19 protein-coding genes are annotated in these 26,191 nt (G+C 70.2%); 4 read left to right on the forward strand and 15 right to left on the reverse strand.

Features of this window, described 5'->3' with window-relative positions:
• Positions 1-180: 180 nt before the first annotated feature.
• The 7 genes from ACFCXS_RS34470 to ACFCXS_RS34500 form a co-directional block, all read right to left on the reverse strand.
• The gene (locus ACFCXS_RS34470; RefSeq protein WP_376647307.1) at positions 181-1,032 is read right to left on the reverse strand and encodes a serine protease; all 852 of its coding nucleotides are present in this window, start codon (positions 1,030-1,032) and stop codon (positions 181-183) included.
• 136 nt (positions 1,033-1,168) lie between these two features.
• A complete protein-coding gene (locus ACFCXS_RS34475) occupies positions 1,169-2,704 on the reverse strand; it encodes an RNA polymerase sigma factor (protein WP_376647308.1) in 1,536 nt (511 codons plus the stop codon).
• A 425-nt stretch (positions 2,705-3,129) separates the two neighbouring features.
• Positions 3,130-4,017: a FadR/GntR family transcriptional regulator gene (locus ACFCXS_RS34480; RefSeq protein WP_376647309.1), complete on the reverse strand. Its 888-nt coding sequence runs from the start codon at positions 4,015-4,017 to the stop codon at positions 3,130-3,132.
• A gap of 161 nt (positions 4,018-4,178) precedes the next feature.
• Positions 4,179-6,257: an ATP-binding cassette domain-containing protein gene (locus ACFCXS_RS34485; RefSeq protein WP_376647310.1), complete on the reverse strand. Its 2,079-nt coding sequence runs from the start codon at positions 6,255-6,257 to the stop codon at positions 4,179-4,181.
• Positions 6,258-6,426: 169 nt separating this feature from the next.
• The gene (locus ACFCXS_RS34490; protein WP_376647311.1) at positions 6,427-7,185 is read right to left on the reverse strand and encodes an NUDIX domain-containing protein; all 759 of its coding nucleotides are present in this window, start codon (positions 7,183-7,185) and stop codon (positions 6,427-6,429) included.
• Between the two features lie 128 nt (positions 7,186-7,313).
• Positions 7,314-9,233 carry a glycogen debranching N-terminal domain-containing protein gene (locus ACFCXS_RS34495; protein WP_376647373.1) on the reverse strand — a complete coding sequence of 640 codons (1,920 nt, stop codon included), beginning with the start codon at positions 9,231-9,233 and terminating at the stop codon, positions 7,314-7,316.
• A gap of 620 nt (positions 9,234-9,853) precedes the next feature.
• On the reverse strand, positions 9,854-11,671 hold the full coding sequence (locus ACFCXS_RS34500) for a DUF4192 family protein (RefSeq protein WP_376647312.1): 1,818 nt from the start codon (positions 11,669-11,671) through the stop codon (positions 9,854-9,856).
• 141 nt (positions 11,672-11,812) lie between these two features.
• Between ACFCXS_RS34500 and ACFCXS_RS34505 the strand changes: the two genes are divergently transcribed.
• Together ACFCXS_RS34505 and ACFCXS_RS34510 are read left to right on the forward strand one after the other, a co-directional pair.
• Positions 11,813-13,978 (forward strand): RecQ family ATP-dependent DNA helicase, encoded by a 2,166-nt coding sequence (locus tag ACFCXS_RS34505; RefSeq protein WP_376647313.1) that lies wholly within the window; start codon positions 11,813-11,815, stop codon positions 13,976-13,978.
• Between the two features lie 313 nt (positions 13,979-14,291).
• A complete protein-coding gene (locus ACFCXS_RS34510) occupies positions 14,292-14,903 on the forward strand; it encodes a hypothetical protein (protein ID WP_376647314.1) in 612 nt (203 codons plus the stop codon).
• Positions 14,904-15,191: 288 nt separating this feature from the next.
• On the opposite strand, the gene ACFCXS_RS34515 is transcribed toward ACFCXS_RS34510, so the two are convergent.
• The 3 genes from ACFCXS_RS34515 to ACFCXS_RS34525 form a co-directional block, all read right to left on the reverse strand.
• Positions 15,192-15,821, reverse strand: a complete 630-nt coding sequence (locus tag ACFCXS_RS34515; RefSeq protein WP_376647315.1) for a hypothetical protein — start codon at positions 15,819-15,821, stop codon at positions 15,192-15,194.
• Positions 15,822-15,889: 68 nt separating this feature from the next.
• Positions 15,890-16,591, reverse strand: a complete 702-nt coding sequence (locus ACFCXS_RS34520; RefSeq protein ID WP_376647316.1) for a ribonuclease HII — start codon at positions 16,589-16,591, stop codon at positions 15,890-15,892.
• A 126-nt stretch (positions 16,592-16,717) separates the two neighbouring features.
• Positions 16,718-17,338 carry a TetR/AcrR family transcriptional regulator gene (locus ACFCXS_RS34525; RefSeq protein WP_376647317.1) on the reverse strand — a complete coding sequence of 207 codons (621 nt, stop codon included), beginning with the start codon at positions 17,336-17,338 and terminating at the stop codon, positions 16,718-16,720.
• A 188-nt stretch (positions 17,339-17,526) separates the two neighbouring features.
• Here ACFCXS_RS34525 and ACFCXS_RS34530 point away from each other — a divergent pair, with 188 nt between their 5' ends.
• Positions 17,527-19,074, forward strand: a complete 1,548-nt coding sequence (locus ACFCXS_RS34530) for an MFS transporter (RefSeq protein ID WP_376647318.1) — start codon at positions 17,527-17,529, stop codon at positions 19,072-19,074.
• A gap of 352 nt (positions 19,075-19,426) precedes the next feature.
• Here ACFCXS_RS34530 and ACFCXS_RS34535 read toward each other — a convergent pair whose 3' ends face one another.
• From ACFCXS_RS34535 to ACFCXS_RS34545, 3 genes are all read right to left on the reverse strand, one after another.
• A complete protein-coding gene (locus tag ACFCXS_RS34535) occupies positions 19,427-20,332 on the reverse strand; it encodes an ADP-ribosylglycohydrolase family protein (RefSeq protein WP_376647319.1) in 906 nt (301 codons plus the stop codon).
• Between the two features lie 12 nt (positions 20,333-20,344).
• Positions 20,345-21,004 carry a histidine phosphatase family protein gene (locus ACFCXS_RS34540; RefSeq protein ID WP_376647320.1) on the reverse strand — a complete coding sequence of 220 codons (660 nt, stop codon included), beginning with the start codon at positions 21,002-21,004 and terminating at the stop codon, positions 20,345-20,347.
• Positions 21,005-21,165: 161 nt separating this feature from the next.
• Positions 21,166-21,771, reverse strand: coding sequence for a YdbC family protein (locus ACFCXS_RS34545; RefSeq protein WP_376647321.1), 606 nt, complete (start codon positions 21,769-21,771; stop codon positions 21,166-21,168).
• Positions 21,772-21,925: 154 nt separating this feature from the next.
• Here ACFCXS_RS34545 and ACFCXS_RS34550 point away from each other — a divergent pair, with 154 nt between their 5' ends.
• Positions 21,926-22,459, forward strand: coding sequence for a TerD family protein (locus tag ACFCXS_RS34550; protein ID WP_361881083.1), 534 nt, complete (start codon positions 21,926-21,928; stop codon positions 22,457-22,459).
• A gap of 83 nt (positions 22,460-22,542) precedes the next feature.
• Here ACFCXS_RS34550 and ACFCXS_RS34555 read toward each other — a convergent pair whose 3' ends face one another.
• Together ACFCXS_RS34555 and nrdR are read right to left on the reverse strand one after the other, a co-directional pair.
• Positions 22,543-25,434, reverse strand: a complete 2,892-nt coding sequence (locus ACFCXS_RS34555; protein WP_376647322.1) for a vitamin B12-dependent ribonucleotide reductase — start codon at positions 25,432-25,434, stop codon at positions 22,543-22,545.
• Positions 25,435-25,596: 162 nt separating this feature from the next.
• Positions 25,597-26,157, reverse strand: a complete 561-nt coding sequence (gene nrdR / locus ACFCXS_RS34560; RefSeq protein WP_376647323.1) for a transcriptional regulator NrdR — start codon at positions 26,155-26,157, stop codon at positions 25,597-25,599.
• Positions 26,158-26,191: the final 34 nt, after the last annotated feature.

The following is a 26,191-nucleotide window of genomic DNA, read 5'->3' on the forward strand; positions in this document are numbered from 1 at the left end:
AACCACGCGCCCTCCCCCCGCCCCACCCACCCCGCCCCCCCCGCCCCGGGCGGGGGGCGGGGGGGGCGGCACGGCCCCCCCCGCGCCCCCCGCCCGTCCTCGTCCGCCGAACCGGCACAGGCTCCGCCGGGCGCTTCAGGCGTCGGCGCTTCAGGCGTCCGCGCTTCAGGCGTCCGCGCTTCAGGCACCTGCCGAAGTCGACCGCGTCCAGCCGAGCGTCCGCATGATGTCGGACACACGCATGTACACGCCGGGATTGCCGGCCCGACCACATCCGATCCCCCAGGACACGAGTCCGATCAACCGCCCCTGGGCCACCAGCGGCCCTCCGCTGTCGCCCTGGCAGGCATCCTTGCCTCCCTCGGTCTCCCCGGCGCACAGCATGCTCCTGGCGTCGTAGGTGCCTTGGGAACCGCCCGGATAGGCCTCCTCGCACAGCGCATCGGGGAGCACGCGCACACGTGCGGCCCGCAGGCTGTCCGGATAATCGCCGACACCCGAGGTGTCACCCCATCCGTAGACCGTCGCGGTCCCGCCTGCCGTGTACGCAGGGTCACCGGCAGCTGCCATGGGGATGGTCGAGTTGCCTTGGAGGGGCTCGGCGAGAGTGAGCACGGCGAAATCCCCCTCGTTGCTGTCCCCGTCGTAGGCCGGGTTCACCCATGTGCGGCGCACGGCGATCTCCTGACCGCCGCGGCCCGCCAGCAGGTCTGTGCGTCCGGCTATGACCTTGAGGTCTCGCACACGCTCCGGCGGCACCCCCAGAACGTTCTCGTCCAGGCAGTGGGCCGCGGTGAGGACGGTCGTGCGACCGACCGCCACGCCCCCACAGAACTGACCCGCTCGCGTACCCCCGAACCGGTCACGACTGGACAGGGCGACCGTCCACGGGCTCTGGGATATCTCGACGGGGAATCCACCTATGACCACGCTGTCGGCGGCCACAGGGCCACTGGAGCCCATGGACAGGGCGGGTACCGCGGCTGCAAGGGCCAGCGGCAGGAACAGCGCTCGTGCCAGACGACGACGCATTTCGCTCCTCACTCCGTGGTGTCGATGAGACACCCAGAGTCATGCACTCCGCGTCACCCCGCACCCGCGGCGAGACGGCACGGCAAAGGCCCGGTCCCCCCTCGGGGAACCGGGCCTTGCGCGTCGTAGACCTCGCTCAGTCGAGGTAGTCGCGCAGCACCTGGGAACGGGACGGGTGGCGCAGCTTCGACATGGTCTTGGACTCGATCTGGCGGATCCGCTCACGCGTGACGCCGTAGACCTTGCCGATCTCGTCGAGGGTCTTCGGCTGACCGTCGGTGAGGCCGAAGCGCATCGAGACGACGCCCGCCTCGCGCTCCGACAGGGTGTCCAGGACGGAGTGCAGCTGCTCCTGCAGGAGCGTGAAGCTGACCGCGTCGGCCGGGACGACCGCCTCGGAGTCCTCGATGAGGTCACCGAACTCGCTGTCGCCGTCCTCGCCGAGCGGGGTGTGCAGCGAGATCGGCTCGCGGCCGTACTTCTGGACCTCGATGACCTTCTCGGGGGTCATGTCGAGTTCCTTGGCCAGCTCCTCCGGGGTGGGCTCGCGGCCCAGGTCCTGGAGCATCTGACGCTGCACACGCGCGAGCTTGTTGATGACCTCGACCATGTGCACCGGGATACGGATGGTGCGGGCCTGGTCGGCCATGGCGCGGGTGATCGCCTGACGGATCCACCAGGTGGCGTACGTGGAGAACTTGTAGCCCTTGGTGTAGTCGAACTTCTCGACCGCGCGGATCAGACCGAGGTTGCCCTCCTGGATGAGGTCCAGGAAGAGCATGCCGCGGCCGGTGTAGCGCTTGGCCAGGGAGACCACCAGACGGAGGTTGGCCTCCAGGAGGTGGTTCTTGGCGCGGCGGCCGTCCTCGGCGATGATCTCCAGCTCGCGCTTGAGCTTGGGGGCGAGCTTGTCGGCGTTCGCCAGCTTGTCCTCGGCGAACAGACCCGCCTCGATGCGCTTGGCGAGCTCGACCTCCTGCTCGGCGTTGAGGAGGGGGACCTTACCGATCTGCTTGAGGTAGTCCTTGACCGGGTCGGCGGTGGCACCGGCGGCGGCGACCTGCTGGGCGGGCGCGTCGTCCTCGTCCTCGTCGGAGAGCACGAAGCCCGCGTTCTCGGGGGTGGCCTCGGGCTCCTCGCCGGCCTTGCCGGGGGCCGCCTCCTCGAGCACTTCCTCCTCGAGGATCTCGGCGTCGTCCTTCTTGGCGCTGGTCTTCTTGGCCGCGGTCTTCTTGGCGACGGTCTTCTTCGCGGCCGCCTTCTTGGCGGTCGTCTTCTTGGCAGCCGCCTTCTTGGCGGGTGCCTCCTCCTCGGCGGCGGGTTCGGCGGCGGGCGCCGCCGGCGTGGCGGTGGCCTTCCGGGTGGTCACCGCCTTGGCCGCGACCGTCTTGGTGGCGGTGCGCTTGGCGGGACTCTTCGCTGCGACGCTCTTTCGGGTGCGCTTTGGCTCTGCGGCACTGACCATCAGCGTCACACCCTCTTCCTCGAGGATCTGGTTGAGGCTGCGCAGTACGTTCTTCCACTGAGTGGCCGGAATCTGGTCAGCTTCGAAGGCCCGACGCACGTCATCGCCGGCGATCTGCCCCTCAGCCTTTCCCCGCTCAATGAGCGCCATGACAGAGACGGACTCGGCGATCTCCGGCGGGAGCGTACGGGATGTGCTGGCCGACACGAACAACCTCTCGGAACGTTGGAAAACGGCTTCCGGCCCCGTCCGGTGTGGACAGGAGCCGACCGCCGGCTTGGGGATGGGCCGACGGCGCGGGCGGGGGCCGGGAAGATGCACAGCGCCGTGAACGGCGTCCGTATTCCCTCCGCGGCTGTCACCTCTTAGGTCATCGTGTTCTCCCCGCGAGCGTTACGCCGAATCTGCGTGGCCCGAGTCACACCCCGTAAGCGAACAGAAACGGTCGAACACGGGCAGAACGGGTCACGCACGGTATCCACCCGACCGCGCCATGGGATATCGACCCCTTCGCGCCGTCGGACCCCGCAGGATCCAAGGATCCCACGGGGTCCGACGGGAGGCGGATCACCGATCAGGCACTGCCACAGGAGGGGGGTGGCACACCCGGCCGCGCCGCCCGCGGAACGCGGTCAGTGCTCGCGCGGGGCGGGCACCACCCGTTCCACCTCGGGGTGGACCGTGAGGAGTTGACGCATGGCCGTCTCGGCCGCCGCTCCGTCACCGGCGGCAAGGGCGTCGCAGATGCGGCCGTGGTGCGCGAGGGAGGCCTCGTTCGGCCGGTCACAGCCCGTGACCGGACCGCCCGAGACCTGCAGGGCGGCGGAGACGATGCCGGACAGGTGCTCCAGCATGCGGTTGCCGGCGACCTGGATGAGCAGCGAGTGGAACTCCGAGTCGGCGCGGGAGAACGTGAGCGCATCCCCCTGGGCCATCGCGTGCCCCATGATCTCGACCATGTCCGTGAGGCGCTGCTGGACGTCCTCGCGACCGTGCCCCGCCGCGAGGCGGGCGGCGAGCGGCTCGATCGTCCATCGCAGCTCGCTCAGCTCACGGCGCTGGTCGTCGCGCTGGGGCCCGAAGGCCCGCCATTCGATGATGTCCGGATCGAGGAGGTTCCAGTCACTGACGGGACGCACGCGCGTGCCGACGTTCGGACGGGCGCTCACCAGACCCTTGGCCTCCAGGACGCGGAGCGACTCGCGGACGACGGTGCGGGAGACCTCGAATCGCTGGCCGATCTCCTCGGGCACCAGCGGCCGGTCGGCGCCCAGGTCGCCGGAGACGATCATCTGACCCAGCTGTTGAACGAGTTGGCCGTGCAGCCCGCGTCCGCGGCTGCCCGCGGCACGACGGCCCACACGGCCCAGCTCAGGGTCTCCGCCGTCCCAGGCAGGGATCCCGACGCGGTCGACGGCGGGCGCCTCGGCGTACGGGTAGCGGTCGAGTTCGCCCGGGCTCGCGAGGCCGGAGTCAGCGGAGCGGGCGGCGGTCATCATGGTGTGCGCAAGGGTACTCACGCATCATTTGTCGGCGCCCTCTCCAACTCCCTTGAGGTCTTTGGTGAAAAGCACACGAAAGGGTGATCGCTCACCCCGTCGCAATTGACGCCTTATCGGAAAGAAATGGGCGTTCTGCAGGGAGTTGTGCGCATAGCCGGACTAAGGGTTACGGACAGTCGTCACCGGAATCTGCTGCGCAGCGTCGTGAGCAGGTACGCACAGAGCAGCGCGGCCAGCGACAACGTCAGTGCGCCGCCCACGGGTTGGGACATGACCTTGAGCGCGGCTTCCAGGTAGCGCTCTCCTCCGAAGGGCCACCGCGGCAGGAGCGTCTCTCGCAGCCGCACGGGAAGTCCGGCCGCGGTTCGCATGGACGGACCGTTCACGAGCCTGTGCACGACGGGTACCACGAGGAGGGGGACGGCGGTCACCGCGGCGAGGCCGGCCGTGGTCGACCGGAAGACACCTGCGGCAAGCACGCCGGCCCAGGCGCAGCCGACCACGAGCCCGATCCAACTCGTCATCAACGGGACCCAGTCGGCGGGAACCTGTGCGAGCTCCCGTCCGTAGACGAGATAGAGCACTTCGGCGTCGCATCCGACGGTGAGGACGGCCAGCACCAGCGCGGCGGCCGTGGAGACGAGCAGTTTGGCGGCCAGGAGCCCCAGCCGGCGGGGCACGGTGCCGCGGTCCGCGGCGAGGGCGGGGTGGCGGAACTCGTCGCCGAAGGCCAGCGCGCCGAGCAGCCCCGCCCCGAGCGCCGCGGGGGGCAGGGGCAGTTCCTGCGGCCAGGCGGCCAGCAGCCGCGGCTGTGGGGTGTGCCCGATGCGTGCGAGCACTACGGCGGTCACGGCGGACACGGCAAGTACGGTGGCCGCGGTCAGGAACCCCGTGCCGATCCCGGTGGCACGGCGGATCTCGTAACGGAGCGGGCGGAGCGGGCTGGGGGCGGGACGGACGGAGATGGGGGGCGGCAGAGGAGGCGGCGCGTCGAGCGTACGAGCGGTCAGGACTGCGGTCGGGTGCGCCGTCCGCGGCCGGGACGGCGGAGTCGCCGTCAGGGAACCGTCGTCCGTTCCTCCGGCCGGGGAGAGCTCCGAGAGTTCGTGCGGCTCCACGTCGGGCAGCTGCGATTGCCCGAAGGACAAGGACGGCTCACCTGTGCCCGGCTCCCTTGCGATGGAGAGGGATCCCGGCTCGAGCACCTGGTGCGGCTCGGCGGTGGGAGCCTGGGTGTCCGGTGCGAAGGGTCTCGTCGGACCGGCAGACGATGACGACTCGCCGGAATCGGGCGTGAGAGCCGCCCCGTGCGTGTCCGTGACACGCAGCGGCTCGACCAGGACGGAGTCGCGCTGCCCGTTTGTGTGAGCTGGACCCGCACCGGGCCCCATGTCTCCGATCTCGTCGGCGAGTTGGTGAACGACGATGCCGTGACGGAACGCGATCTCGCCGATGTCCGCGCAGGTACCGCCGTACACCGAAAGACGGTTGCCGCTCTCTCGGACAACTTCGACGGAGCGCTGCGATGTGCGGGCTTGCTTGGTCAGGAGAACTGCCAGACGGGCCGCGTGCGGACTCCGCACCGCGACACGGGGACGCAGGCGGGTACGCGCGAACTCCGCGGCCTCCTGGTCGGCCACGAGCCTGCCGTGATCCAGAGTGACGACGCGATCGGCGGTGCGCGCCGCTCCCTTGGGGTCGGCCGTGGTGAACAGGACCGTGCCGCCCCGAGCGGCATGGGCGCGCAACATGCCGTGCAACCAGGCGCTCTCACGGGTGGAGAGTCCGCCGGCCGGGTCGTCGAGGACAAGGGAGTGCGGGTCGGCCAGGAGGACGCAGGCCAGACCGAGGCGCCGGTCCATACCGCGGGAGAGTGTACCGAGGCGCTCCTCGCGCAGGCTCACGAGCCCGACCGCCTCGAGCACTACGTCGGCACGCCGGACCGAAACCCCCGCGGCCGCGCACAGCATGCGCAGATGGCCTCGGACCGTCCGGGCGGGATGCCCGGGCACGTCTCCCAGCAACACGCCGACCTCGCGCGAGGGATGAGTGATGCGGTGCAGCGGACGGCCGCGGAAGTGGGTGATGCCGCGACCCTGTTGGAGTTCGAGCATCAGTCTGAGAACCGTCGTCTTGCCGGCGCCCGGTGCTCCGAGCAGCGCGGTGACGCGGCCCGCCCGCGCCTCGAACGAGACGTCGTCGGCTGCGGGCGGAAGCTCTTTGCGAGGGTTGCTGGTCAGTCCGAAGGCCTGGATCACTCACAGCAAGATAGCGCGCTATGTCCGTTTTTTCGGGCACCTGAGGTCCCTATCGAGGCCCACCTCGGGAAGGACCGACACCCGCGACCGGGCTGCGGCCGGTTTCGAGTCCTGCCGCTGCGGCCGGTTTCGGTTCCTGCCGGTGCGCCGCCCGAACCCGGCCGACCACTCACACCTCGGGACGCAGCATCGGGGGGTTGAGCAGCGTCGCGCCACCGGCGCGGAAGAGCTGGGCCGGGCGTCCTCCCTGGCGAGTCGTCGTCCCACCGCTGGGAACCAGGAAGCCGGGTGTACCCGTGACCTTGCGGTGGAAGTTGCGCGGGTCGAGCGCAACCCCCCACACCGCCTCGTAGACACGACGCAGTTCCCCCACGGTGAATTCGGGTGGGCAGAACGCAGTGGCCAGTGATGAGTACTCGATCTTGGAGCGAGCGCGTTCCACTCCGTCCGCCAGGATTTGCGCGTGGTCGAAGGCGAGCGGCGCGACCGGCTCCGCCTCACGTCCATAGCCGCCCTGCTGCAACAGTTCCTCGACCGGGGCCCAGCGCGCGTTGCTGGCGTCTCCGCCCGCCCTGGGTGGTGGCAGATCGGGAGCGAGGGCGAGGTGGGCGACACTGACGACCCGCATTCTGGGGTCTCGCTTCGGGTCTCCGTAGGTGGCGAGCTGCTCCAGGTGCGCGCCGTTGTCCTGAGCCGGGGCGGCCGGGTCGTGGACGCGCAGTCCCGTCTCCTCGGCCAGCTCGCGCGCCGCGGCCCGCGCCAGATCCTCGTCGGCCCGTACAAAGCCGCCGGGAAGCGCCCAGCGCCCCTGGAACGGCGGTTCACCCCTGCGCACCGCCAGCGCGCACAGGGCGTGGCGGCGCACGGTCAGCACGACCAGGTCCACGGTGACGGCGAAGGGCGGAAACGCTGACGGGTCGTAGGGCATGCGGCGATCATAGTCGTCTGCCTGACGATAAACACCTCCTTCGCCGGTCCGTCCGCCTAGTGATCCACTTCGGTCCGCTGATGGACTCAGTTGCCCGCACCTGCCACGTAATGGCACGTCGGTGCACGTCACACCCCCAGTTGCAGTCCGTCGGCCGCCTCCTCGACCATGGCCAGTCCCAGCCGGCCTACCCGCACGGAGAACCGGGCGCCCGCCACGCGCAGTCCCGTGAAACCGATCTCCCCGAGGGGTGCGCTGCGCACGGGGCGCAGGGTGACCATGCCTGCCGGAGCGTCCGGCCGGATGCCGGCGAGGGTGGTCAGCAGCATGACTCCGGCGGCCGCCGCTGTGGCCGCCGGACGGCAGGCTGCCGGATGTGGGAGCGGGGCGCTTCCTTCCGTGCGCTGCTCCCCCGCGTACATCTCGGGCAGCCGGTAGGCGAAGGTCTCGGCTGCCGCGAGCACGCCCCGCACCAGTGAGCCGGCCTCCTTCTCATAGCCGGCGGCGGCGAGTCCCGCGGCTGCGAGCGCCGTTTCCTGGGTCCGTACGGCTCCTGCACGGTGGCCGAACGGATTGAATCCCGCTTCCTTCGAACCGAGTCCGCGCAGGCCCCAGCCCGAGTCCATCACGGGGCTGCCGAGCAGCCGGGCGAGGTGCTCGGTCCGGACCTTGTCCAGCAGGCCGGGCGCCAGCTCGCCTCCGCCCAGCAGGCCCGTGTCGAGGAGGTGCACGGCAGCGGCGCCCAGGTGCGGCACCGGACTGCCGTCCGGCGCACGTGCCGCCGCCGGCCGGCCGCCTCCCCGGTCCTCGACCCAGAAGTGCTTCCGGAAGGCGGCCCGCAGGGTCTGCGCCCACTGCCGGAGCGCCTCCGCCCCCGTCCGGCCACAGGCGTCGAGGAGGTCGGCTCCGAGCAGCGCGGCACGGTGGGCGTGGGCCTGTGTCTCGCAGCGGACGGGCCCTCCAGGGTTCGGGTCGCGCAGGTAGGTGCCGTCTCCCACGGTGTCCCGCAGCCAGGTCAGGCAGCGCTCGGCGGCGGGCAGCAGTGCTTCCGTTTCCTGGTCGGGGAGTCCCCAGCGGCGGGCCTCCGCCAGCAGGGCGGGGAAGAGGAGCGTGGCCTCTGTGCCGGTGCACTGGGGCGGGAGGTGCGGCCCGGCGTCCCGTCTGGGGCCGGGGATCATTCCGTGCTGCGGCCCGGGGCCGGTGAGTTGGGTCCGCGCGAGGATCCGCAGCGTTCCCGCGGCCAGGCCGGTGCCCAGCGGCAGCACCATCCGGGCGGCGGCCAGCGCGTCGGCGGGAGCCAATCCGCAGCGCCAGGGGGCCCCGGCCGCGAGGTGGGTGTCGGCGGGGTACGCGGAGTCGCGCAGGAGGAGGGCCTGGAGGTCCTCGATGCTTGTCCGCAGGAGGGTGGGGACCCTCGGGTCGTCGCCCTCCGCACATGCGGCGGCCAGCGGGCTCGTCGCCGCTCGTCCCATGGCTCGGAGGGGCCCCGCGCCGTCCGGCCGCACCCGTAGTTCGACGGTTCTGCTGCCGCCCGGTGGCAGGTCGAGCTCCCACCGCAGCAGCCCGACCGAGGCCAGGGCGTCCGAGGGAGGCGGTTCGGCTGTCAGGGAGGCGTTGCCGGTGGCGCAGGACCAGCGCAGGCCTGAGCCGTGGACACTTGCGGCAAGTTCGGGGCCCGCACTGCCGGAGGCGATCGCGCCGAGGTCGGCCAGGTCAGTGCCCAGAGTGATCTCGACCGGCAGCCGCAGGGTGCGCGGAGCCGCGCTGTGCAGGGTGACCCGCTCAGTGCCGTCGGCGAAGCGGTTGCGTTCCACGATCACGTCAGGGTCCGGACCTGTCTGCGGTGACGTGCGGAGTGTGCCCACGAACCGGGCGCGGTCGGCCGAGGCCATGCGGGCCTGTACCGCGAGCGGTTCTCGCCCGGCGACACGGATCTCGCACCGGGAGAGCACGCGGCGGCCGGCACGGTAGAAACCCTCCAGTCCCCGCCCCGTCAGCTGCCCTTCCTCGGTCGAGATGGCCAGTCCGGGAAGGGCGACACAGATCATCGCGGTGTGGGCGGGGGGCAGGTCGGCGGACCAGCGCAGTCCCGGGACGGTGGCACCCCGGGGCGGGGGTGCCGATGAGTGCCCCACGGTTGATGGCGTCCGCCCTTGAGCGAAGGGTGAGGAGGCTGGGCCACGTCCCGTACCCGCGCCAGGGCGACGGCTCTGGCCCGCCCACCGTGGGGACGGACGGCCCGGACCCGACGACGAGGGTGGACGCGAGTCGGCGCTGGGCGGCGCAGAGGGGTAGGACATGCCGCCGGGGAAACTCGGCCCGTATCCGTCGCCGTGTGCGGACGGTTGGGGAGGGACAGACTGGTTTTCGACTCGCGGTACCCGGGCCCAGGGCGGGCCGAGGCCCGACCCTGGGGGCTGTGGGGGGCCACCCTGGGGGCGGCGGTCGTCGGCGGCGGGCCGAGTCGGCTGGTGCATGAGACGGCTTCCTCTGCGCTCGGTGCGCCGAGACCGGGTGCGGCGCGGGTGCCGGGGGGCTCCGACGGAGCAGGGACAGTGCGGCCTCACGGTCCGTCCGGCCGTTCCGCCACTCAGGTGAACGCTGTGAGCGTCCTCCGGGTCACGCCCCGGGCCGCCCTCCGCCCGGAGCCCGCCCGCCCGCCGCAAGCTCATTCCTCACCGCTCAAGCCCTGATCTGTCTGCACGCCTTCCTCGCCCCTGTTCCGATCGGGCGTGGCTGTCTTCTTCGGCGCATGCGAAGGCGAGTTGCCTGTTCGCGCGTCGCCGGGCCGCGCGGTACCGGGCGCCGTCACACGGCCGGGGCGAGCACCGGTTTCGGTAGCGCCCACGGAACGCGTGGCCGCGGGACGTGTGGCGGCCGCGGAACGTGCGGGGCCAGCCGGGCGCGTGGTGCCCGCCGGTGTGCGCCGGCCAGGAGTGCGCACTGCGCCGTCACGGTCGTCCGCGCGGGTACCGCCGCATGCTGAGCCGGTGGCGCCGGACGTGCGAGTGCGGCGGCGACGGCGGGACGGCGCTGCCGGTTGAGCGGGCTTTTCGTGCTGCTCGGACTCGGGCCGCACCGTTGTCGGTGAGGAGTTGCCGGGTGGTCCGAGCCGGGGCGCGGCTGCTGATGACGTTGTTCCGTGGGGCTGGATCTCTGGCGCCGCCTTGGTGTCGCGTCCGGCGGACTCGGAACTTTCCGCATGCGGTTCCAGGTCGGCGGCCGCACGCCCACGGCCTTCCCGCTCCGCCCGAAGGCACCTGCGGATCGACTCCGGGTCGAGGCCTTCGTTGCAGGCCTGGTGCAGGAGACGGGCGAAGAGGTAGTCGGGGTCGGCGCCCAAGGCCATGGCAAGGGCTTCGCGGGCCTCGAGTTCGTCGCCGGCGGACCAGGCGACCCAGCCGGCGAGGGTGAGCGGCGCGGCGGCGTGTTCACTGTAGGGCCCGACACAGCGGCGGGCCAGGGTGCGCCAGAGGCGAAGGGCGCGTGCGGCTTCGTCGCCTTCCATCCACGCGGCCGCGCGGTCGCGCGTGGCTCGGTCCTGGAGGCCGAGGATCAGCCGGGCGGCCTCGTCGTGGCCGAGCAGTTCGTCGTCGCGAAGATCCGCCAGGAGCATGCCGGAAACCGGCTGTGCCTCGGCGAAACGGTCCAGGATCCTTCCGGCCAGCTCCAGCGTCTCGTCGGCCACGGTGGCGCGGCCCGCGTCGTCCAGAATTTTCGGCACCAACGCCATGCTGGCGGTGTCCAGGGCTGCCTCCTGCTCGAGGGCCGCGGCGTTCTCCCAGGGCAGCAACCGGGCCCGGAGCTCCCGCAGCGTGCCGCGCACCTGGATGCCGGCGTAGGTGGCGGCCGCGGCGAGCACCGAGGTGCCGGGGAGGCCCATGGGGGCTCCCTCGGAGGAGCAACATGCCTCGTTGTCACAGCAGTACGACCAGTAGCGGCCCTCCGAGATGCACAGTGCCTCGACGACCACCACGTCCAGGGAACCGCACTCGACGCGCAGCCTCTGGGCCAGGGGCCGCAGCCGCTCCATCACCTGCCGGCCCGTCTCTCCCTTTCCCGGTTCCTGACACAGGAAGGCGACCATGGACTCGGGCCGGCCCCTTCGGCGCTCGCTGCCCGTCACGAGGCCGTGGGACAGCTGCCTCGCAGCCGACGGCCAGTCGTCCGGGCTCGCTGGGATACCGAGCCGGGCCCGGCCTCCGAACCGCCCCCGGCCGTTGCTGTCGTGGAGCGCGACCAGGACGATGCTGTCCTCGGGGCGGTAGCCGAGCAGGTACGGCAGGGCGTCGGCCAGCTCGGCCGGCGTGCGCAGGGTGACCTGGTGCTCGCCTCCGTGACCGGCGTAGGGCGGCCCGGCGGTGTTCGGCGCGGACGGTTCGTTCCCCTTGTTCTCCTGCTTGCTGTTCCTGTGCCCGCTCTGTGTCCCGGGGCCGGTGATGTCACCGTTCTCAGGGGATCCGGTCGTTTCGCTGTGGTTCGTCATGCGAAGACGATCTCGCGGAACCCAAACCTCCGCTTGAGCCTGTGGATAAGTCTGATCAGGGACGCGTCATCCTGTGCGGTTGTGTCCACAGGTCTCGGTGCGCGGCTCCGGATGTCAGTGACGTCCTGTTGTATGGAACGCATGGAGCACACGAGCAACACGGAACTCCGGGCGGCCGCCGACGCCGTCCTCACCCGTCTCGTCGGGGACGTCTCGGGAGAGGCCCGGCTGCGCGAGGACCAGTGGCTGGCGATCGAGGCGCTGGTCGCCGACAGACGCCGTGCCCTTGTCGTCCAGCGCACGGGCTGGGGCAAGTCCGCGGTGTACTTCGTGGCCACTTCGCTGCTGCGGGCGCGGGGCAGCGGCCCCACCGTGATCGTGTCCCCCCTGCTCGCCCTCATGCGAAACCAGGTCGAGGCGGCGGCTCGGGCCGGCATCCATGCCCGGACGATCAACTCCTCCAACACCGAGGAGTGGGATGCCGTTCAGGAGGAGATCTCCGCGGGCGAGGTGGACGTCCTGCTGGTGAGTCCCGAACGGCTCAACAACCCCGACTTCCGTGACCAGGTGCTTCCCCGGCTCGCGGCCGCCACCGGGCTCCTGGTGGTGGACGAGGCCCACTGCGTCTCCGACTGGGGTCACGACTTCCGTCCGGACTACCGCAGGCTCCGCACCATGCTCGCCGATCTTCCGCCCGGTGTGCCGGTGCTCGCGACCACCGCCACGGCCAACGCGCGCGTGACCGCCGACGTGGCTGAACAGCTCGGCACCGGCGGCAGCTCGGACGCCCTCGTCCTGAGGGGCCCGCTGGACCGGGACAGCCTGAGCCTGAGCGTGCTGCGCCTGCCGGACTCCGCCCACCGGATGGCCTGGCTCGCCGAGCACCTCGACGAGCTGCCCGGGTCCGGAATCATCTACACCCTCACCGTGGCGGCCGCCGAAGAGGTCACCGCCTTCCTCCGGCAGCGCGGCCACACGGTCTCGTCGTACACGGGCAAGACGGAGAACGCCGACCGTCAGCAGGCCGAGGAGGATCTCCTCGCCAACAAGGTGAAGGCGCTCGTCGCCACGTCGGCGCTCGGTATGGGCTTCGACAAACCCGACCTGGGCTTCGTGGTGCATCTGGGCTCCCCCTCCTCCCCCATTGCCTACTACCAGCAGGTGGGCCGCGCGGGACGCGGCGTGGAGCATGCCGAGGTGCTCCTGCTCCCGGGCAAGGAGGACGAGGCGATCTGGAAGTACTTCGCGTCGCTCGCCTTCCCCCCGGAAGACCTGGTGCGCCGTACGCTCGACCTCCTGGCGAACGCGGAGAAGCCCCTGTCGTTGCCGGCCCTGGAGCCCTTGGTCGAGCTGCGCCGCTCCCGCCTCGAGACCATGCTCAAGGTTCTCGACGTGGACGGTGCGGTCAAGCGGGTCAAGGGCGGCTGGATCGCGACCGGGCAACCGTGGGCCTACGACACCGAGCGGTACGCCTGGGTGGCACGTCAACGCGAGGCCGAGCAGCAGGCCATGCGCGCGTACACGTCGACAGCGGAGTGCCGCATGGAGTTCCTGCAGCGCCAGCTGGACGACGAGGCGGCCAAGCCGTGCGGGCGCTGCGACAACTGCGCCGGCTCTCGCTTCACCGCCGACACCTCCGAGGAGGCTCTCGACGCCGCGCGCGTGGATCTGGGCCGGGCAGGTGTCGAAGTGGAACCCCGGCGGATGTGGCCCACCGGGCTGCCGGCGATCGGAGTGGACCTCAAGGGACGCATCCCCGCCGGCGAGCAGGCCGGGCCAGGACGCGCGCTGGGACGCCTCTCGGACATCGGGTGGGGCAACCGGCTGCGGCCCATGCTCGCGCCCCAGGCCCCCGACCAGCCCGTGCCCGAGGATGTGGCAAGGGCGGTGGTGGACGTACTGGCCGACTGGGCCAAAGGCCCCGGTGGCTGGGCCCCGGGCGCACCGGAGGGGCGATCGCGCCCGGCCGGCGTCGTCACCGTCGCCTCGCGTACGCGACCGCAGCTGATCAGCTCCCTGGCGGCGCACATCGCGGAGATCGGGCGGCTGCCGCTGCTGGGCACCGTCGAGTACACCGGCGACGCCTACCCGAGTTCCAGGAGCAACAGCGCCCAGAGGCTGAAGGCGCTCGACGGAGCGCTGGCCGTGCCGCCCGCCCTCGCGACCGCTCTCGCAGGGGCCCAGGGCCCGGTCCTCCTGGTGGACGACTACACGGAGACCGGCTGGACCCTCGCCGTCGCCGCCCGTATGCTCCGCCGCTCGGGCGCGCAGGGGGTGTTGCCGCTGGTGCTGGCCGTGCAGGGCTGACGGCATTCCCGAGTTCGAGGTGGTTGTCCCGACGCACACCTCTGGACGCCGCCCACCCCCATGACGTACGAACGTCTCGTGCTCGAACGCCCCATGGGTGGTCCGGAGACACGCATCGCGGGGATATTAGCCGCGCATCATCTGATAACGGTCGGCTGCCTCAATTGCTCGTTGCCGCATTCAAGTTCGACAGGAAGAATTGAGGTCCGCTCCCGCACGGCTCGCCCGCCGCTCCGGTTAGGGCTTTGCCGCGGTGCGCGCTCCCAGAATCCGACCCCGCCCGCAGTGTGGGCGCGTAGCCGAAGGGAGGACCGTGACCTTCGGATTCGCTCCGGCCGCGGCAGCGGCGTCGACGTCCGTCGCTTCCGCCAACCGCATGCTCGAACCCGCGGAATGGGCCGCCGCCGGGATCCCACTCCTGCGCAACCCCCGCGAGATCGTCAGCGGACTGCACGCCCGGCACCACCCGCAGCCGGCGACCGCTGTCGTCGCCGTACTCGACCCGGACGAGCGGCTGCGGGCGAGCGCCTCGTTCGTGCGCCGTTCGTCCCCGGCCGACGGCTGGATGTTCCGCAACGCGCTGCTTGCGCAACTGCGTCGGGTCATCCCGCACGATCTGCGTCGCCGGACACCGGTACGCACCGCGGTGCTGCTCTACTGCCGTGAGGGCGACGCGCGTTGGACGGAGGAGGACGGCGCGTGGATGTGGGGGCTGCGCGACGCGTGCACGCTGCACGGACTGCGCTGCGGGGCGTACATCACTCTGACCCGTGACGGCTGGCAGGTCCTGGGCGAGGGTCGCGGTGGGCGCCGCCCAGACTCGACCTCGGCGCCGGAGCCGTTCGCCACGTCGGAGGCACCGCCGCCCATATCGCGCACCGGTGGCGCCTCCGAGGTGCTGCGCCGCGCGGCGGCGGCTCGCTGAGTCCGGGCCGACCGCTCCACACGGCCCCGGTACCAACGGCGCCTTGCCGCCCGGCACAACGCGGTCGGGACGACGAGCAGCAGGAACGAGCACTCCGAACCCTGCCCTGCCCGAGGCACACGCACGGTCGTCCGCCACAGCCGCAGCGGCGCTACCCCGGACCGGGCGAGGACGGCACAGAGTCACGTCCCACACCCGCAGGGCAGGGTGAACCGCCCACCGCGCTACGCCGCTGCAGCGGCGACCCGAAGCCCGCCCCCGCGCCCTACCGGGCGCTACGGCACCGGCTCAGACGCCCGCGCCCAGCACCGAGTTGATCCGCTGCGGGTCACCACAGACGATCAGCAGGGCACCGGCTCGGGAGTGGGCCTGGGACAGGGCACTCACGGCCGCGGCCTCGGGACCACCGTTGACAGCGACCACGACCACCGAACGCGACGCTGCACGCTCCGCGATGGTGGCGTCCGTGTAGAAGACGTCGTCGCCCGTGTCGTGCTGGGCCCAGTAGGAGGTTTCACCGAAGGACAGCTCGTGGGCGGCCCACGGGTGCTGCTCCCCGGTCGTGATCACCAGGATGTCACCGGGGGCACGACCGGAGTCCAGCAGCAGGTCCACGGCCTCCTCGGCGGCGTCGAGCGCCCCCTCGACGGAAGCCGGGATCAGCTGGATCTGCGGGGTGGCCGGAGCGGCGGCATCGGCGGCAGGGCCCGACGGGGCGGGCTTGGCGGCCACATCGCGCGGCGTGCGTTGCACCGGCGGCGCCGGCCGGAGAGGGCCGGGGCGACCGGGACGCGACGGGGCCGCGGGACGGGGGCCTGGTACGGGACGGGGGGTCGGCGCGATTCGGCCGCTGGCCGGAGTGGCGCGGGGACCCTGGGCACTCTCGTGAATCTGAGGCTCCTCGGGAATGAGAGGCATGAGTTGATATTTATCAAACGCTAGTACGGCCCGCTTCGGCGGGTGGCGCATGAGCGTGAACGAAACCGTCAGAAATCGAAGCCGAGCTGACCCTCGATCTCCGGAACGCTTCCGTCCACCCAACTGCGGACCTTCTTGAGGTGCCGCCACTGGGGCAACGCATCAAGATACGCCCACGACAAGCGGTGGTAGGGGGTGGGGCCCCGCTCCGCCAGTGCGGCCTTGTGCACGGGTGATGGATACCCGGCGTTGTCCGCAAAACCGAAGTCTGCATGGTCGATACCCAGTTCGGCCATCATTTTGTCGCGCTGGACCTTGGCGATCACCGAGGCCGCCGCGACCGCCACGCAGGACTGGTCACCCTTGATCACCGTACGGACCCGCCAGGGGGTACCGAGGTAGTCGTGCTTGCCGTCGAGGATGACGGCGTCGGGACGGACCGGCAGCGCGTCCAGCGCACGCCCCGCCGCGAGACGCAACGCGGCCGTCATACCCAGCGCGTCTATCTCCTCCGGAGAGGCATGACCCAGCGCGTACGACGTAACCCAGGTCCGCAGTTCCTCGGCCAGGGCGGTGCGTCGTTTGATGGTGAGCAGCTTGGAGTCCGTGAGCCCCTCGGGCGGACGGCGCAGTCCGGTGATCGCCGCGCAGACGGTGACGGGACCGGCCCACGCGCCGCGCCCCACCTCGTCGACACCTGCAACGATCTTCGCTCCGGTCGTGGCTCGAAGGGAGCGCTCGACGGTGTGAGTAGGCGGTTCGTACGGCATGGCGCACCTAGATTACGCCGCCCTCCGGCGTCCGCGACACCCCGGTCCGCCGCAGCGGGCTCACCACCCTCGCGAGCCCCCTCCGGGCGCCGTCCCTCAGGAGCGACAGACCACTCCGCCGGGACGTCAGGAGCCATGCGGACGCAACAGCGGAACCATCAACTGGTCGATCATCTCCTCGACTTCACCGTCCTGCCATTCACATCCGCACATCTTGGAGCGATACATCATCATCGCCGGTATGGCGTCATAGACGTAACCGTTCGCAGCTTCCGGGCGCACTTCGCCTCGCCTGACGCCTCGATCGACAACCTCCCGCAACATCTTCATGGTGGGCTCCACAACCCCCTCGAAGATCACGGCATGAAAGCGTTCGGCCTGCGCTGTGTCGCACTCGTGAATCACCGAGCGAAGCGCGGAACCCGGACGGGAGAACATCGCGTCACGGGCTCGCAGGCACAGGGCCAAGAGGTCATCACGCACACCGCCTTCGTCCGGAACCGCGTCGAACTGCGGCAGCCCGGCACGCAAGGCGTCGGCGACAAGATCCTCCTTGGACGGCCAGCGCCGGTAGACCGCGGCCTTGCCGGTCTGGGCGCCGGCGGCGACGCCCTCCATCGTCAGGCCGTTCCAGCCGACGGTGCTGAGCTGGTCCAGGGCGGCTTCGAGAATGGCACGTTCGAGCACCGCGCCTCGGCGGCGAGCGGCCGTCCGGGCGGGAGCATCCGCCCAGCTGGGGGTAACCATCTGACTCTCTCCAACGAGCAGAGGAAGCGGGCATTTCGGGGACGGAGGACGCGCCGCACGGCCACACAAGGGGGACGCGCCGAACGACGCTGTCATAAGTGAACGCTTGCGTTCACTGTCGGGGACTCACTACCGTTGACGCGGCAGTGAACGCCAGCGTTCACTAAAGCTCTCGTGGGGGACCCATTGTGACCACCTCTCCATTGCTCCAGAAACACAAGCCAGGCGCGGCACGCCGGGAGGGACGCCCCGGCATCGCGCTCACCGTCATCGCGGCCTGCCAGCTCATGGTGGTACTCGATGCGACGATTGTGAACATCGCGCTCCCGCACATTCAAGCCGCGCTCGAGTTCAGCACCACCGACCTCACCTGGGTCGTCAGCTCCTACACACTCACCTTCGGCGGCCTGCTGCTCCTCGGCGGCCGCGCCGGCGACATCCTCGGACGGCGCCGGGTCTTCATGACCGGCATCCTGCTGTTCACCTTCGCCTCGCTGCTCGGCGGGCTGGCCCAAGAGCCCTGGCAGTTGCTGGCTGCCCGGGTCCTGCAGGGGGTGGGCGGCGCGATCGCCTCGCCCACCTCGCTGGCCCTCATCACCACCACGTTCCCCGAGGGTCCGGAGCGCAACCGGGCCTTCGGTGTCTTCGCCGCGGTCTCCGCCGGTGGTGGTGCCATCGGTCTGCTCGCAGGCGGCATGCTCACGGAGTGGCTCGACTGGCGCTGGGTGCTCTTCGTGAACGTGCCGATCGGCGTGCTGATAGCCGTGCTCACTCCGCTGTACATCAGCGAGTCCGAGCGGCACACCGGCCGCTTCGACATCGCGGGCGCGGTTACCTCGACCGCGGGCATGGCGTTGCTCGTCTACGGATTCATTCGCGCCGCGGACGAGGGTTGGCGGGACAGCCTCACCATCGGGTCCTTCGCCGCCGCCGTTGTGTTGCTGCTCGCCTTCGCGATCATCGAGTCCCGGGCCAAGGAGCCGATCACCCCGCTGCGGATGTTCGCTGACCGCAACCGCTCCGGCACGTATGTGATCATGCTGAGCCTGGCAGCGGCGATGTTCGGCATGTTCTTCTACATCGTTCTGTTCGTGCAGAACGTGCTCGGGTACAGCCCGATCGAGGCGGGCCTCGCCTTCCTGCCCGTGACGGTCGTGATCGCACTCGGCGCGGGCCTGTCGCAGCGGTTCCTCCCGGTCCTGGGCCCCAAGCCCTTCATGCTGGTGGGCTCGGCACTCGCGATGACCGGACTGGCCTGGCAGGCGCTCATCAGCTCCGACAGCTCCTACGCCGGCGGGGTCCTTGGCCCGATGCTGGTGTTCGGCTTCGGCATGGGGCTGAACTTCGTGACGCTGACACTCACTGCGGTCTCCGGCGTCGCCCCGCACGAGGCGGGTGCGGCGTCCGGGCTGCTCAACACGACGCAGCAGGTGGGCGGATCGCTGGGCCTTTCCATCTTGACGACGGTCTTCGGCACGGCGACCAAGGACGAGGCGGAGAAGCAGCTTCCGAAGTTCATGGCCGACGGATCCGCGGAACAGAAGGCGGAGTTCGCCAGGACGCAGCAGCTGCCCGCGCCGTGGGGGCACGAGGTGCTGGCGCAGGGCATCTCGACGGCCTTCGTCCCCGCGGCCGCGATGGCCGTCCTCGCCCTGATCACGGCCTGGCTGGTGATCCGGGTCCGCAAGAGCGACCTGGAGGCACTTTCCGGCTCTGCCGGACCGGGTCTCGGCTGATTCCGGGGCATCGCGAACCGGCCCCGGCGGCCCGCCGGCGGGCACGACACATGCTCGCCGACGGCCGTCGAGCCGGTTCACGATCGGCTGCCGATGCCCGGTCCGCATCCAGGGAACGGGCGAGGCCAGCAGCGCCGCCAACCGCACGCCTCCCGCACGAGGTACGACAGCGCCCCACCAACGGATCAGGGCCGCGAATAGAAACTTCATGACGCCCCCTCCCTCGCGCTCACCCGGATGTCCTGCCGACGTGCGCCTCGACGGCCCACGCCGCATGTCGGAACAACGGGCGGACGGTTACGGAGAGTTCCCGATGTACACGGAGAGTTTCCGGCGGGTGAGCGTCCTCACCTCAGGCCGACAGGGGCACCCAGTCCGGAAGCGGCTCCGTCCGCTCGATCCAGTCGGCGGGCGGAGCCCCCGCCTTACCCGAGGCGACCACGCCGCCGACGATGGCGCACGTGGTGTCGACGTCGCCGCCCACCTGGGCAGTCGTCCAGAACGCCCGCTCGTAGTCGCCGAGGCTTCTCGCGGCCGACCAGAGAGCGAAGGGCACGGTGTCGTGGGCCGTCGTACGCCGCCCGCACCCCAGCACCGCCGCGACTGTGCCCGGGTCGTCGTAGTCGAGCATGTCCCGGGCCCGGCGGAGTCCCGCACCAACGGCGCTCTTCGGCACCAGACCGATGACCCCGTCGAGGAGTGCTTCGGCGCCGGGCGGTCCGTCGGGGGCAGCGGTGAACGCTGCCGCCGCGGCGACGGCCATGGCCCCGACGACCGCCTCGCGGTGCTGATGGGTGGTGTAGGCCGAGATCTCCGCCTGATGTGTCGCCTGCTCAGGGTCGCCGGCGTACCAGGCGCCCAGCGGGGCGATCCGCATCGCGGCGCCATTGCCCCAGGACCCCTGCCCGTTGAAGAGCGCGGCGGCGAGTTCCCGCCAGTCACCGCCCTCCCGGACGAGACGCAAGAGGCGATTGACGGCGGGGCCGTACCCTCGGTCGAAGTCGTGGTGCTCCGCGAAGGAGAGGGCCAGGGCGTCCTGGTCGATGCGGTGGTGGGCGGCCAGGACGGCGACGACCGAGCCGGCCATCTCCGTGTCGTCCGTCCACTGCCACGTACCGGACGGCACCTCGCGGCGCTTCAGCAGCGGGTAGTTCACCGGCACGAAGTACTGGCTGCCCAGGGCGTCCCCGACGGACAGTCCGCGCAGGCAGGCCAGGGCGCGGTCCAGGCGCACGTCGGGGGAGGAATCAGCGGTCATCGCCCTGCCACTCTATCCGGTGATCTCGTACGGCTCGGGGTCTCGCCAGCGATCGAAGGGCCGGTCGAGCGTGTACTTGCCGTCGTCCCCCAGAACGAGCATCCGCACCTCGCCGTTCCCCGGGTTCGACAGCGACTCGAACTCCGCGACGGTCCAGTGGAACCACCGCATGCAGAACAGCCGCATGGCCAACCCGTGCGTGACGATGAGGACGTTCGGCGGGTGGTCCGGATCCTCGAAGCTACGGAAGAGGCTCTCCAGGAAGCCTCCGACCCGGTCGTAGACGTCGGCGCCGGACTCGCCCTGGGCGAAGCGGTAGAAGAAGTGCCCGTAGGCGTCCCGATAGGCCTTCTGGAGGCGGACCTCGTCCCGGTCCTGCCAGTTGCCCCAGTCCTGCTCGCGCAGCCTTGGTTCCTCGCGCACCCGTATGAGACCGGTGTCCAGATGGAACGCGCGCAGAGTCTCGTGCGTGCGGCGGTACGGGGAGACGTAGACGCTGACGCGCTCGTCGCCGAAGAGGTCGCGCAGCTGCTCGCCCGTCGCCTCCGCCTGCCGTCGGCCGCGCCCGGTCAGTGCCAGGGCGTGGTCGGGTTCACGCTCGTAGACGGAGTCATCAACATTGCCCGTTGACTCGCCGTGCCGGACAAGGACGATGCGCCGTGGTCGTGCCATGCCAAGACCCTAGATCGAGTGAGGGCCCGGGGAGCACTCACACCGCATCCATACCGCGTAGGTCACACGATTCGTGCACCACGGATCACTCCAGTCGCACGCTTGTCCGACCTCAACGACCTCAACGACCGCGTCCGGCTTCCGGAAGACATGGCCCGGAATCAGACGGTCCAGCTCGACTCCATGTCCACGACATCCCCGGTGAGCGCCGCCACGTCCGCCTCGATCTGTGCCCTCAGGGCGAGCCGTTCCACACGTTCCGTGCGGTACTTGCCGTGCTCGGCGGCCGAGCGCCACATCGACAGCACCATGAACTCGTGCCCGGGTGCCTCGCCGAACAGCCCACGCACCATGCCGGGCGAGCCGGCCATCGCCGGGTTCCAGACTTTCTCCTGCATCAGCACGAAATGCTCCGCCCGCGCCTCGTGGATACGGCAGAGCGCCACCCGGAGCAGGTCGGCGTCCGTGAACCGAGGTTCGAAGCCGGTCTTCACGTCGAAGCGGTAGTCGAAGAGTCTGACCTGTGCGTCCTTGAACGTGCCCGCCTGGGAGGATGCGAGCCGGTCGTGGGACCGTGCCATGAAGGAGTCGTAGAAGGCGCGGCTCTCCCAGAACGCGAAAATGTGCGCCACGTCCGGCCGCCCCCGGCTCCAGCCACCCCCCTGCCCGCGAAACCCCGGCTCCCCCAGAAGCCCCGCCCACTTCCGCTGCCCCCGCTCGAAACCGCGGCGGTCCACCACGGTGCAGCGAATCCACTTGACCAGCACCGCGCCATGGTAAGGCCACCGAGCGTGGCGTCGGTCACTCTCGGCTGGACCGCTCCCCCTCGCACCTACCCGCGCGCGTGGCAGGATGGACAAACAGTCATGCGCGCCCGGCAGTTGGGCCGGCGGACGGGTCGGTACGGGGAAGGGGACTCTGGTGGACGGGCTCAACAAGGGGCTTCGCAAGGTCGAGATCGCGGTGCGGTGGGATCCCAGTCCGGCGGGGCAGCCGTCCACCGACCTGGACCTGGTCGCTGCGACCTACCTGGCGGACGCTCCGCACGGCGATCCCGCATACGTGGTGCACTTCGACAGCCGCTCCCCGGACGGCACCATCACTCTCAACCGGGACAGCAAGGACGGCCAGGGCTTCGGCTACGACGAAGTCATGACGCTGGAACTGGACCGGCTCGACGTCCGGTACGCGCGCGTGGTCGTCGGTGTCGTCATCCAGCAGCGCCCGGCGGAGCGCACTTTCGTCAGTGTGCGCAACCCCGGACTGCGTATTCGCGAGGGGTACACCGTCCTCGCGGAGGACGACTTCGGCGGTGTCCTCGGCGCGACCGCGGCGACGGTCGCCGAGTTCGCCCGGGACGGCTCGGGGCCGTGGGACTTCCGCGCCGGCCTCCGTGGTTTCGAAGGCGACCCCGTGGACTTCACCGGGACGATGGGCTCGGCACACCGTCCCTGACGTCGCCACCGACGAGGCACTCACGACAGGAGGGGCACCGCCCGCAGGCGGTGCCCCTCCGTCATCGGCTCAGGTGCTCGACGTCAGCTGCAGCCGCTGGTCGAGCCGCAGCCCTCGCAGATGTAGCAGGAACCGGCACGCTGCATCTTCGTGCCGCAGGAGAAGCACAGCGGGGCGTCGGCCTGGATGCCCAGCTGCATCTCCACCAGTTCGGCACTGGTGTGGGCCTGCTGCGGGGCGGGCTTGACCGTCTCCTCGGCCTTCGGCGCGGAGACCGCCTTCAGCTCCTGGGCACGCGGCGCCGACTGGGCCAGGCCCTCGACATCGACCTCGTCCTCGCTCGGCTCGTACGAACCGGTCTCGAGGTGCCGCTGACGCTCCTCGGCGGAGTGGATACCGAGCGCGGAGCGCGTCTCGAAAGGCAGGAAGTCCAGCGCCAGACGGCGGAAGATGTAGTCGACGATCGACTGCGCCATCCGCACGTCCGGGTCGTCCGTCATACCGGCCGGCTCGAAGCGCATGTTGGTGAACTTCGAGACGTACGTCTCCAGCGGCACGCCGTACTGGAGGCCGACGGAGACCGCGATGGAGAAGGCGTCCATCATGCCCGCGAGGGTCGAGCCCTGCTTGGACATCTTGAGGAAGACCTCACCGAGACCGTCGTCCGGGTAGGAGTTGGCGGTCATGTAACCCTCGGCACCGCCGACGGTGAAGGACGTGGTGATGCCGGGACGTCCCTTCGGCAGGCGCTTGCGGACCGGGCGGTACTCGACGACCTTCTCGACCGCGGTGCGGATGGTTTCCTCGGTCTTCTCGGTGATCTCCGCCTTCTCCTTCTCCTTGGTCTTGGCGGAGAGGGGCTGGCCGACCTTGCAGTTGTCGCGGTAGATCGCGAGCGCCTTGACGCCGAGCTTCCAGGCCTCGAAGTAGATCTCCTCGACCTCCTCGACGGTCGCCGACTCCGGCATGTTGACCGTCTTGGAGATGGCGCCGGAGATCCACGGCTGGATCGCGGCCATCATGCGGACGTGGCCCATCGGGGAGATGGCCCGCTCGCCCATGGCGCAGTCGAACACCTCGTAGTGCTCGGGCTTGAGACCGGGGGCGTCGATCACGTTGCCGTTGTCGGCGATGTGAGCGACGATCGCCTCGATCTGCTCTTCGAGGTAGCCCAGGCGGCGCAGGGCCTGCGGGACGGTGCCGTTGACGATCTGCATCGAGCCGCCGCCGACCAGCTTCTTGAACTTGACCAGCGCGAGGTCGGGCTCGACACCGGTGGTGTCGCAGGACATCGCCAGACCGATGGTGCCGGTCGGGGCGAGCACGGACGCCTGGGAGTTACGGAAACCGTTCTTCTCACCGATGCGCAGGACGTCGCCCCAGGCCTCGCTGGCGGCGGCCCACACCGGGGTGTCCAGGTCGTCCATGCGGACGGCCGTGTCGTTGGCGTCCGAGTGCTGCCTCATCACGCGCTTGTGGGCGTCGGCGTTGCGGGCGTACCCGTCGTACGGGCCGACGACCGAGGCGAGTTCGGCGGAGCGCCGGTACGCCGTGCCCGTCATCAGGGAGGTGATGGCACCGGCGAGGGCGCGGCCGCCGTCGGAGTCGTAGGCGTGGCCGGTGGCCATCAGCAGGGCGCCGAGGTTGGCGTAGCCGATGCCGAGCTGGCGGAACGCGCGCGTGTTCTCGCCGATCTTCTGGGTCGGGAAGTCCGCGAAGCAGATCGAGATGTCCATCGCGGTGATGACCAGCTCGACGACCTTCTGGAAGCGCTCGGCCTCGAAGGACTGGTTGCCCTTGCCGTCGTCCTTGAGGAACTTCATCAGGTTCAGCGAGGCGAGGTTGCAGGACGTGTTGTCCAGGTGCATGTACTCGCTGCACGGGTTCGACGCGGTGATCCGGCCGGACTCGGGGCAGGTGTGCCAGGTGTTGATGGTGTCGTCGTACTGGATTCCGGGGTCGGCGCAGGCCCAGGCCGCCTCGGCGATCTTGCGGAAGAGCGCCTTGGCGTCGACCTCCTCGATGACCTCGCCGGACATCCGGCCGCGCAGCCCGAACTGCCCGCCCTGGTCGACCGCCTTCATGAACTCGTCGTTGACACGGACCGAGTTGTTGGCGTTCTGGTACTGGACGGACGTGATGTCGTCGCCGCCCAGGTCCATGTCGTAGCCCGCGTCACGCAGAACGCGGATCTTCTCTTCTTCCTTGACCTTGGTCTCGATGAAGTCCTCGATGTCCGGGTGGTCCACGTCGAGGACGACCATCTTGGCGGCGCGGCGGGTGGCGCCACCGGACTTGATCGTTCCTGCGGAGGCGTCGGCGCCCCGCATGAAGGAGACCGGACCGGAGGCGTTGCCGCCGGAGGACAGCAGCTCCTTGGAGGAGCGGATCCGGGAGAGGTTCAGGCCGGCGCCGGAGCCGCCCTTGAAGATCATGCCCTCTTCCTTGTACCAGTCGAGGATCGACTCCATGGAGTCGTCGACGGACAGGATGAAGCAGGCGGAGACCTGCTGGGGCTGCTTGGTGCCGACGTTGAACCAGACGGGGCTGTTGAAGCTGAAGATCTGGTGCAGGAGAGCGTAGGCCAGCTCGTGCTCGAAGATCTCGGCGTCGGCGGGCGAGGCGAAGTACTTGTAGTCCTCACCGGCCTTCCGGTACGTCTTCACGATGCGGTCGATCAGCTGCTTCAGGCTGGTCTCGCGCTGCGGGGTGCCCACGGCACCGCGGAAGTACTTGCTGGTGACGATGTTGACCGCGTTCACCGACCAGAAGTCGGGGAACTCCACGCCGCGCTGCTCGAAGTTGACCGAGCCGTCGCGCCAGTTGGTCATGACGACGTCACGGCTCTCCCAGGCCACCTCGTCATAGGGGTGGACCCCGGGAGTGGTGTGGACGCGCTCGACACGCAGGCCCTTGCTCGCCTTGGCGCTCTTGGCGCGGGAACTCCGTGCCGGACCGCTCGCCGTCTCTGTCATGCCGCCTCCCTGTACGGGCGAAAACGCCCTGAAGTGCCCCGTTGTTCCCGGTGCACGATGTTCTGTCTGGTGTTGCGGGCTCCCACTCACACGCCCGCAACAGGTCTTCTCACGCCGCCGCCCGGCCGGGCCCGGAGCTGCCTTCCGGGTCCGGCCCGCCGGTCAGTCGGCGGCGCCTGCGGGCTCGGGGACCTGCTTCGTCCCTCCGGGCCCGCGGTCGTCTTCCCGGCTCTCCGCAGCCGCGTCCTTGCGGTCCGGGTCGTCCGTATAGGTGTGTCCCGTCTGCGCCCTGAGTTCCTCGATGGCCGCCTCGAAGTCGTCGAGCGAGTCGAACGCCCGGTAGACGGAGGCGAACCGCAGGTAGGCGACGAGATCGAGTTCCTGCAACGGGCCGAGTATGGCCAGCCCCACGTCATGGGTGGTCAGCTCGGCGCTTCCGGTGGCTCGCACCGCCTCCTCGACCCGCTGGCCGAGCTGGGCGAGTGCGTCCTCGGTGACAGGTCGCCCCTGGCACGCCTTGCGCACACCATTGATGATCTTCGTACGGCTGAAGGGCTCGGTGACTCCGGACCGCTTCACCACCATGAGCGAGCACGTCTCCACGGTCGTGAAACGACGGGAGCAGTCAGGGCACTGGCGGCGCCTGCGGATCGATGTGCCGTCGTCGGTCGTACGACTGTCGACGACACGGCTGTCGGGGTGCCTGCAGAAGGGGCAGTGCATGAACTCCCAACCCTCCTCACAGCAGACTCAATAG

The sequence above is a fragment of the Streptomyces sp. NPDC056373 genome, from assembly GCF_042262425.1.
Taxonomy (GTDB): domain Bacteria; phylum Actinomycetota; class Actinomycetes; order Streptomycetales; family Streptomycetaceae; genus Streptomyces.

Excerpts from the sequence above, each read along its gene's own strand:
- ACFCXS_RS34540 (WP_376647320.1), bottom strand. The coding sequence starts at position 21,004 with ATGGCACGACCACGGCGCATCGTCCTTGTCCGGCACGGCGAGTCAACG.
- ACFCXS_RS34500 (WP_376647312.1), bottom strand. The coding sequence starts at position 11,671 with ATGACGAACCACAGCGAAACGACCGGATCCCCTGAGAACGGTGACATC.
- ACFCXS_RS34555 (WP_376647322.1), bottom strand. The coding sequence starts at position 25,434 with ATGACAGAGACGGCGAGCGGTCCGGCACGGAGTTCCCGCGCCAAGAGC.
- ACFCXS_RS34535 (WP_376647319.1), bottom strand. The coding sequence starts at position 20,332 with ATGACCGCTGATTCCTCCCCCGACGTGCGCCTGGACCGCGCCCTGGCC.
- ACFCXS_RS34490 (WP_376647311.1), bottom strand. The coding sequence starts at position 7,185 with ATGCCCTACGACCCGTCAGCGTTTCCGCCCTTCGCCGTCACCGTGGAC.
- ACFCXS_RS34520 (WP_376647316.1), bottom strand. The coding sequence starts at position 16,591 with ATGCCGTACGAACCGCCTACTCACACCGTCGAGCGCTCCCTTCGAGCC.
- ACFCXS_RS34515 (WP_376647315.1), bottom strand. The coding sequence starts at position 15,821 with ATGCCTCTCATTCCCGAGGAGCCTCAGATTCACGAGAGTGCCCAGGGT.
- ACFCXS_RS34470 (WP_376647307.1), bottom strand. The coding sequence starts at position 1,032 with ATGCGTCGTCGTCTGGCACGAGCGCTGTTCCTGCCGCTGGCCCTTGCA.
- ACFCXS_RS34525 (WP_376647317.1), bottom strand. The coding sequence starts at position 17,338 with ATGGTTACCCCCAGCTGGGCGGATGCTCCCGCCCGGACGGCCGCTCGC.
- ACFCXS_RS34505 (WP_376647313.1), top strand. The coding sequence starts at position 11,813 with ATGGAGCACACGAGCAACACGGAACTCCGGGCGGCCGCCGACGCCGTC.
- nrdR (WP_376647323.1), bottom strand. The coding sequence starts at position 26,157 with ATGCACTGCCCCTTCTGCAGGCACCCCGACAGCCGTGTCGTCGACAGT.
- ACFCXS_RS34495 (WP_376647373.1), bottom strand. The coding sequence starts at position 9,233 with ATGATCTGTGTCGCCCTTCCCGGACTGGCCATCTCGACCGAGGAAGGG.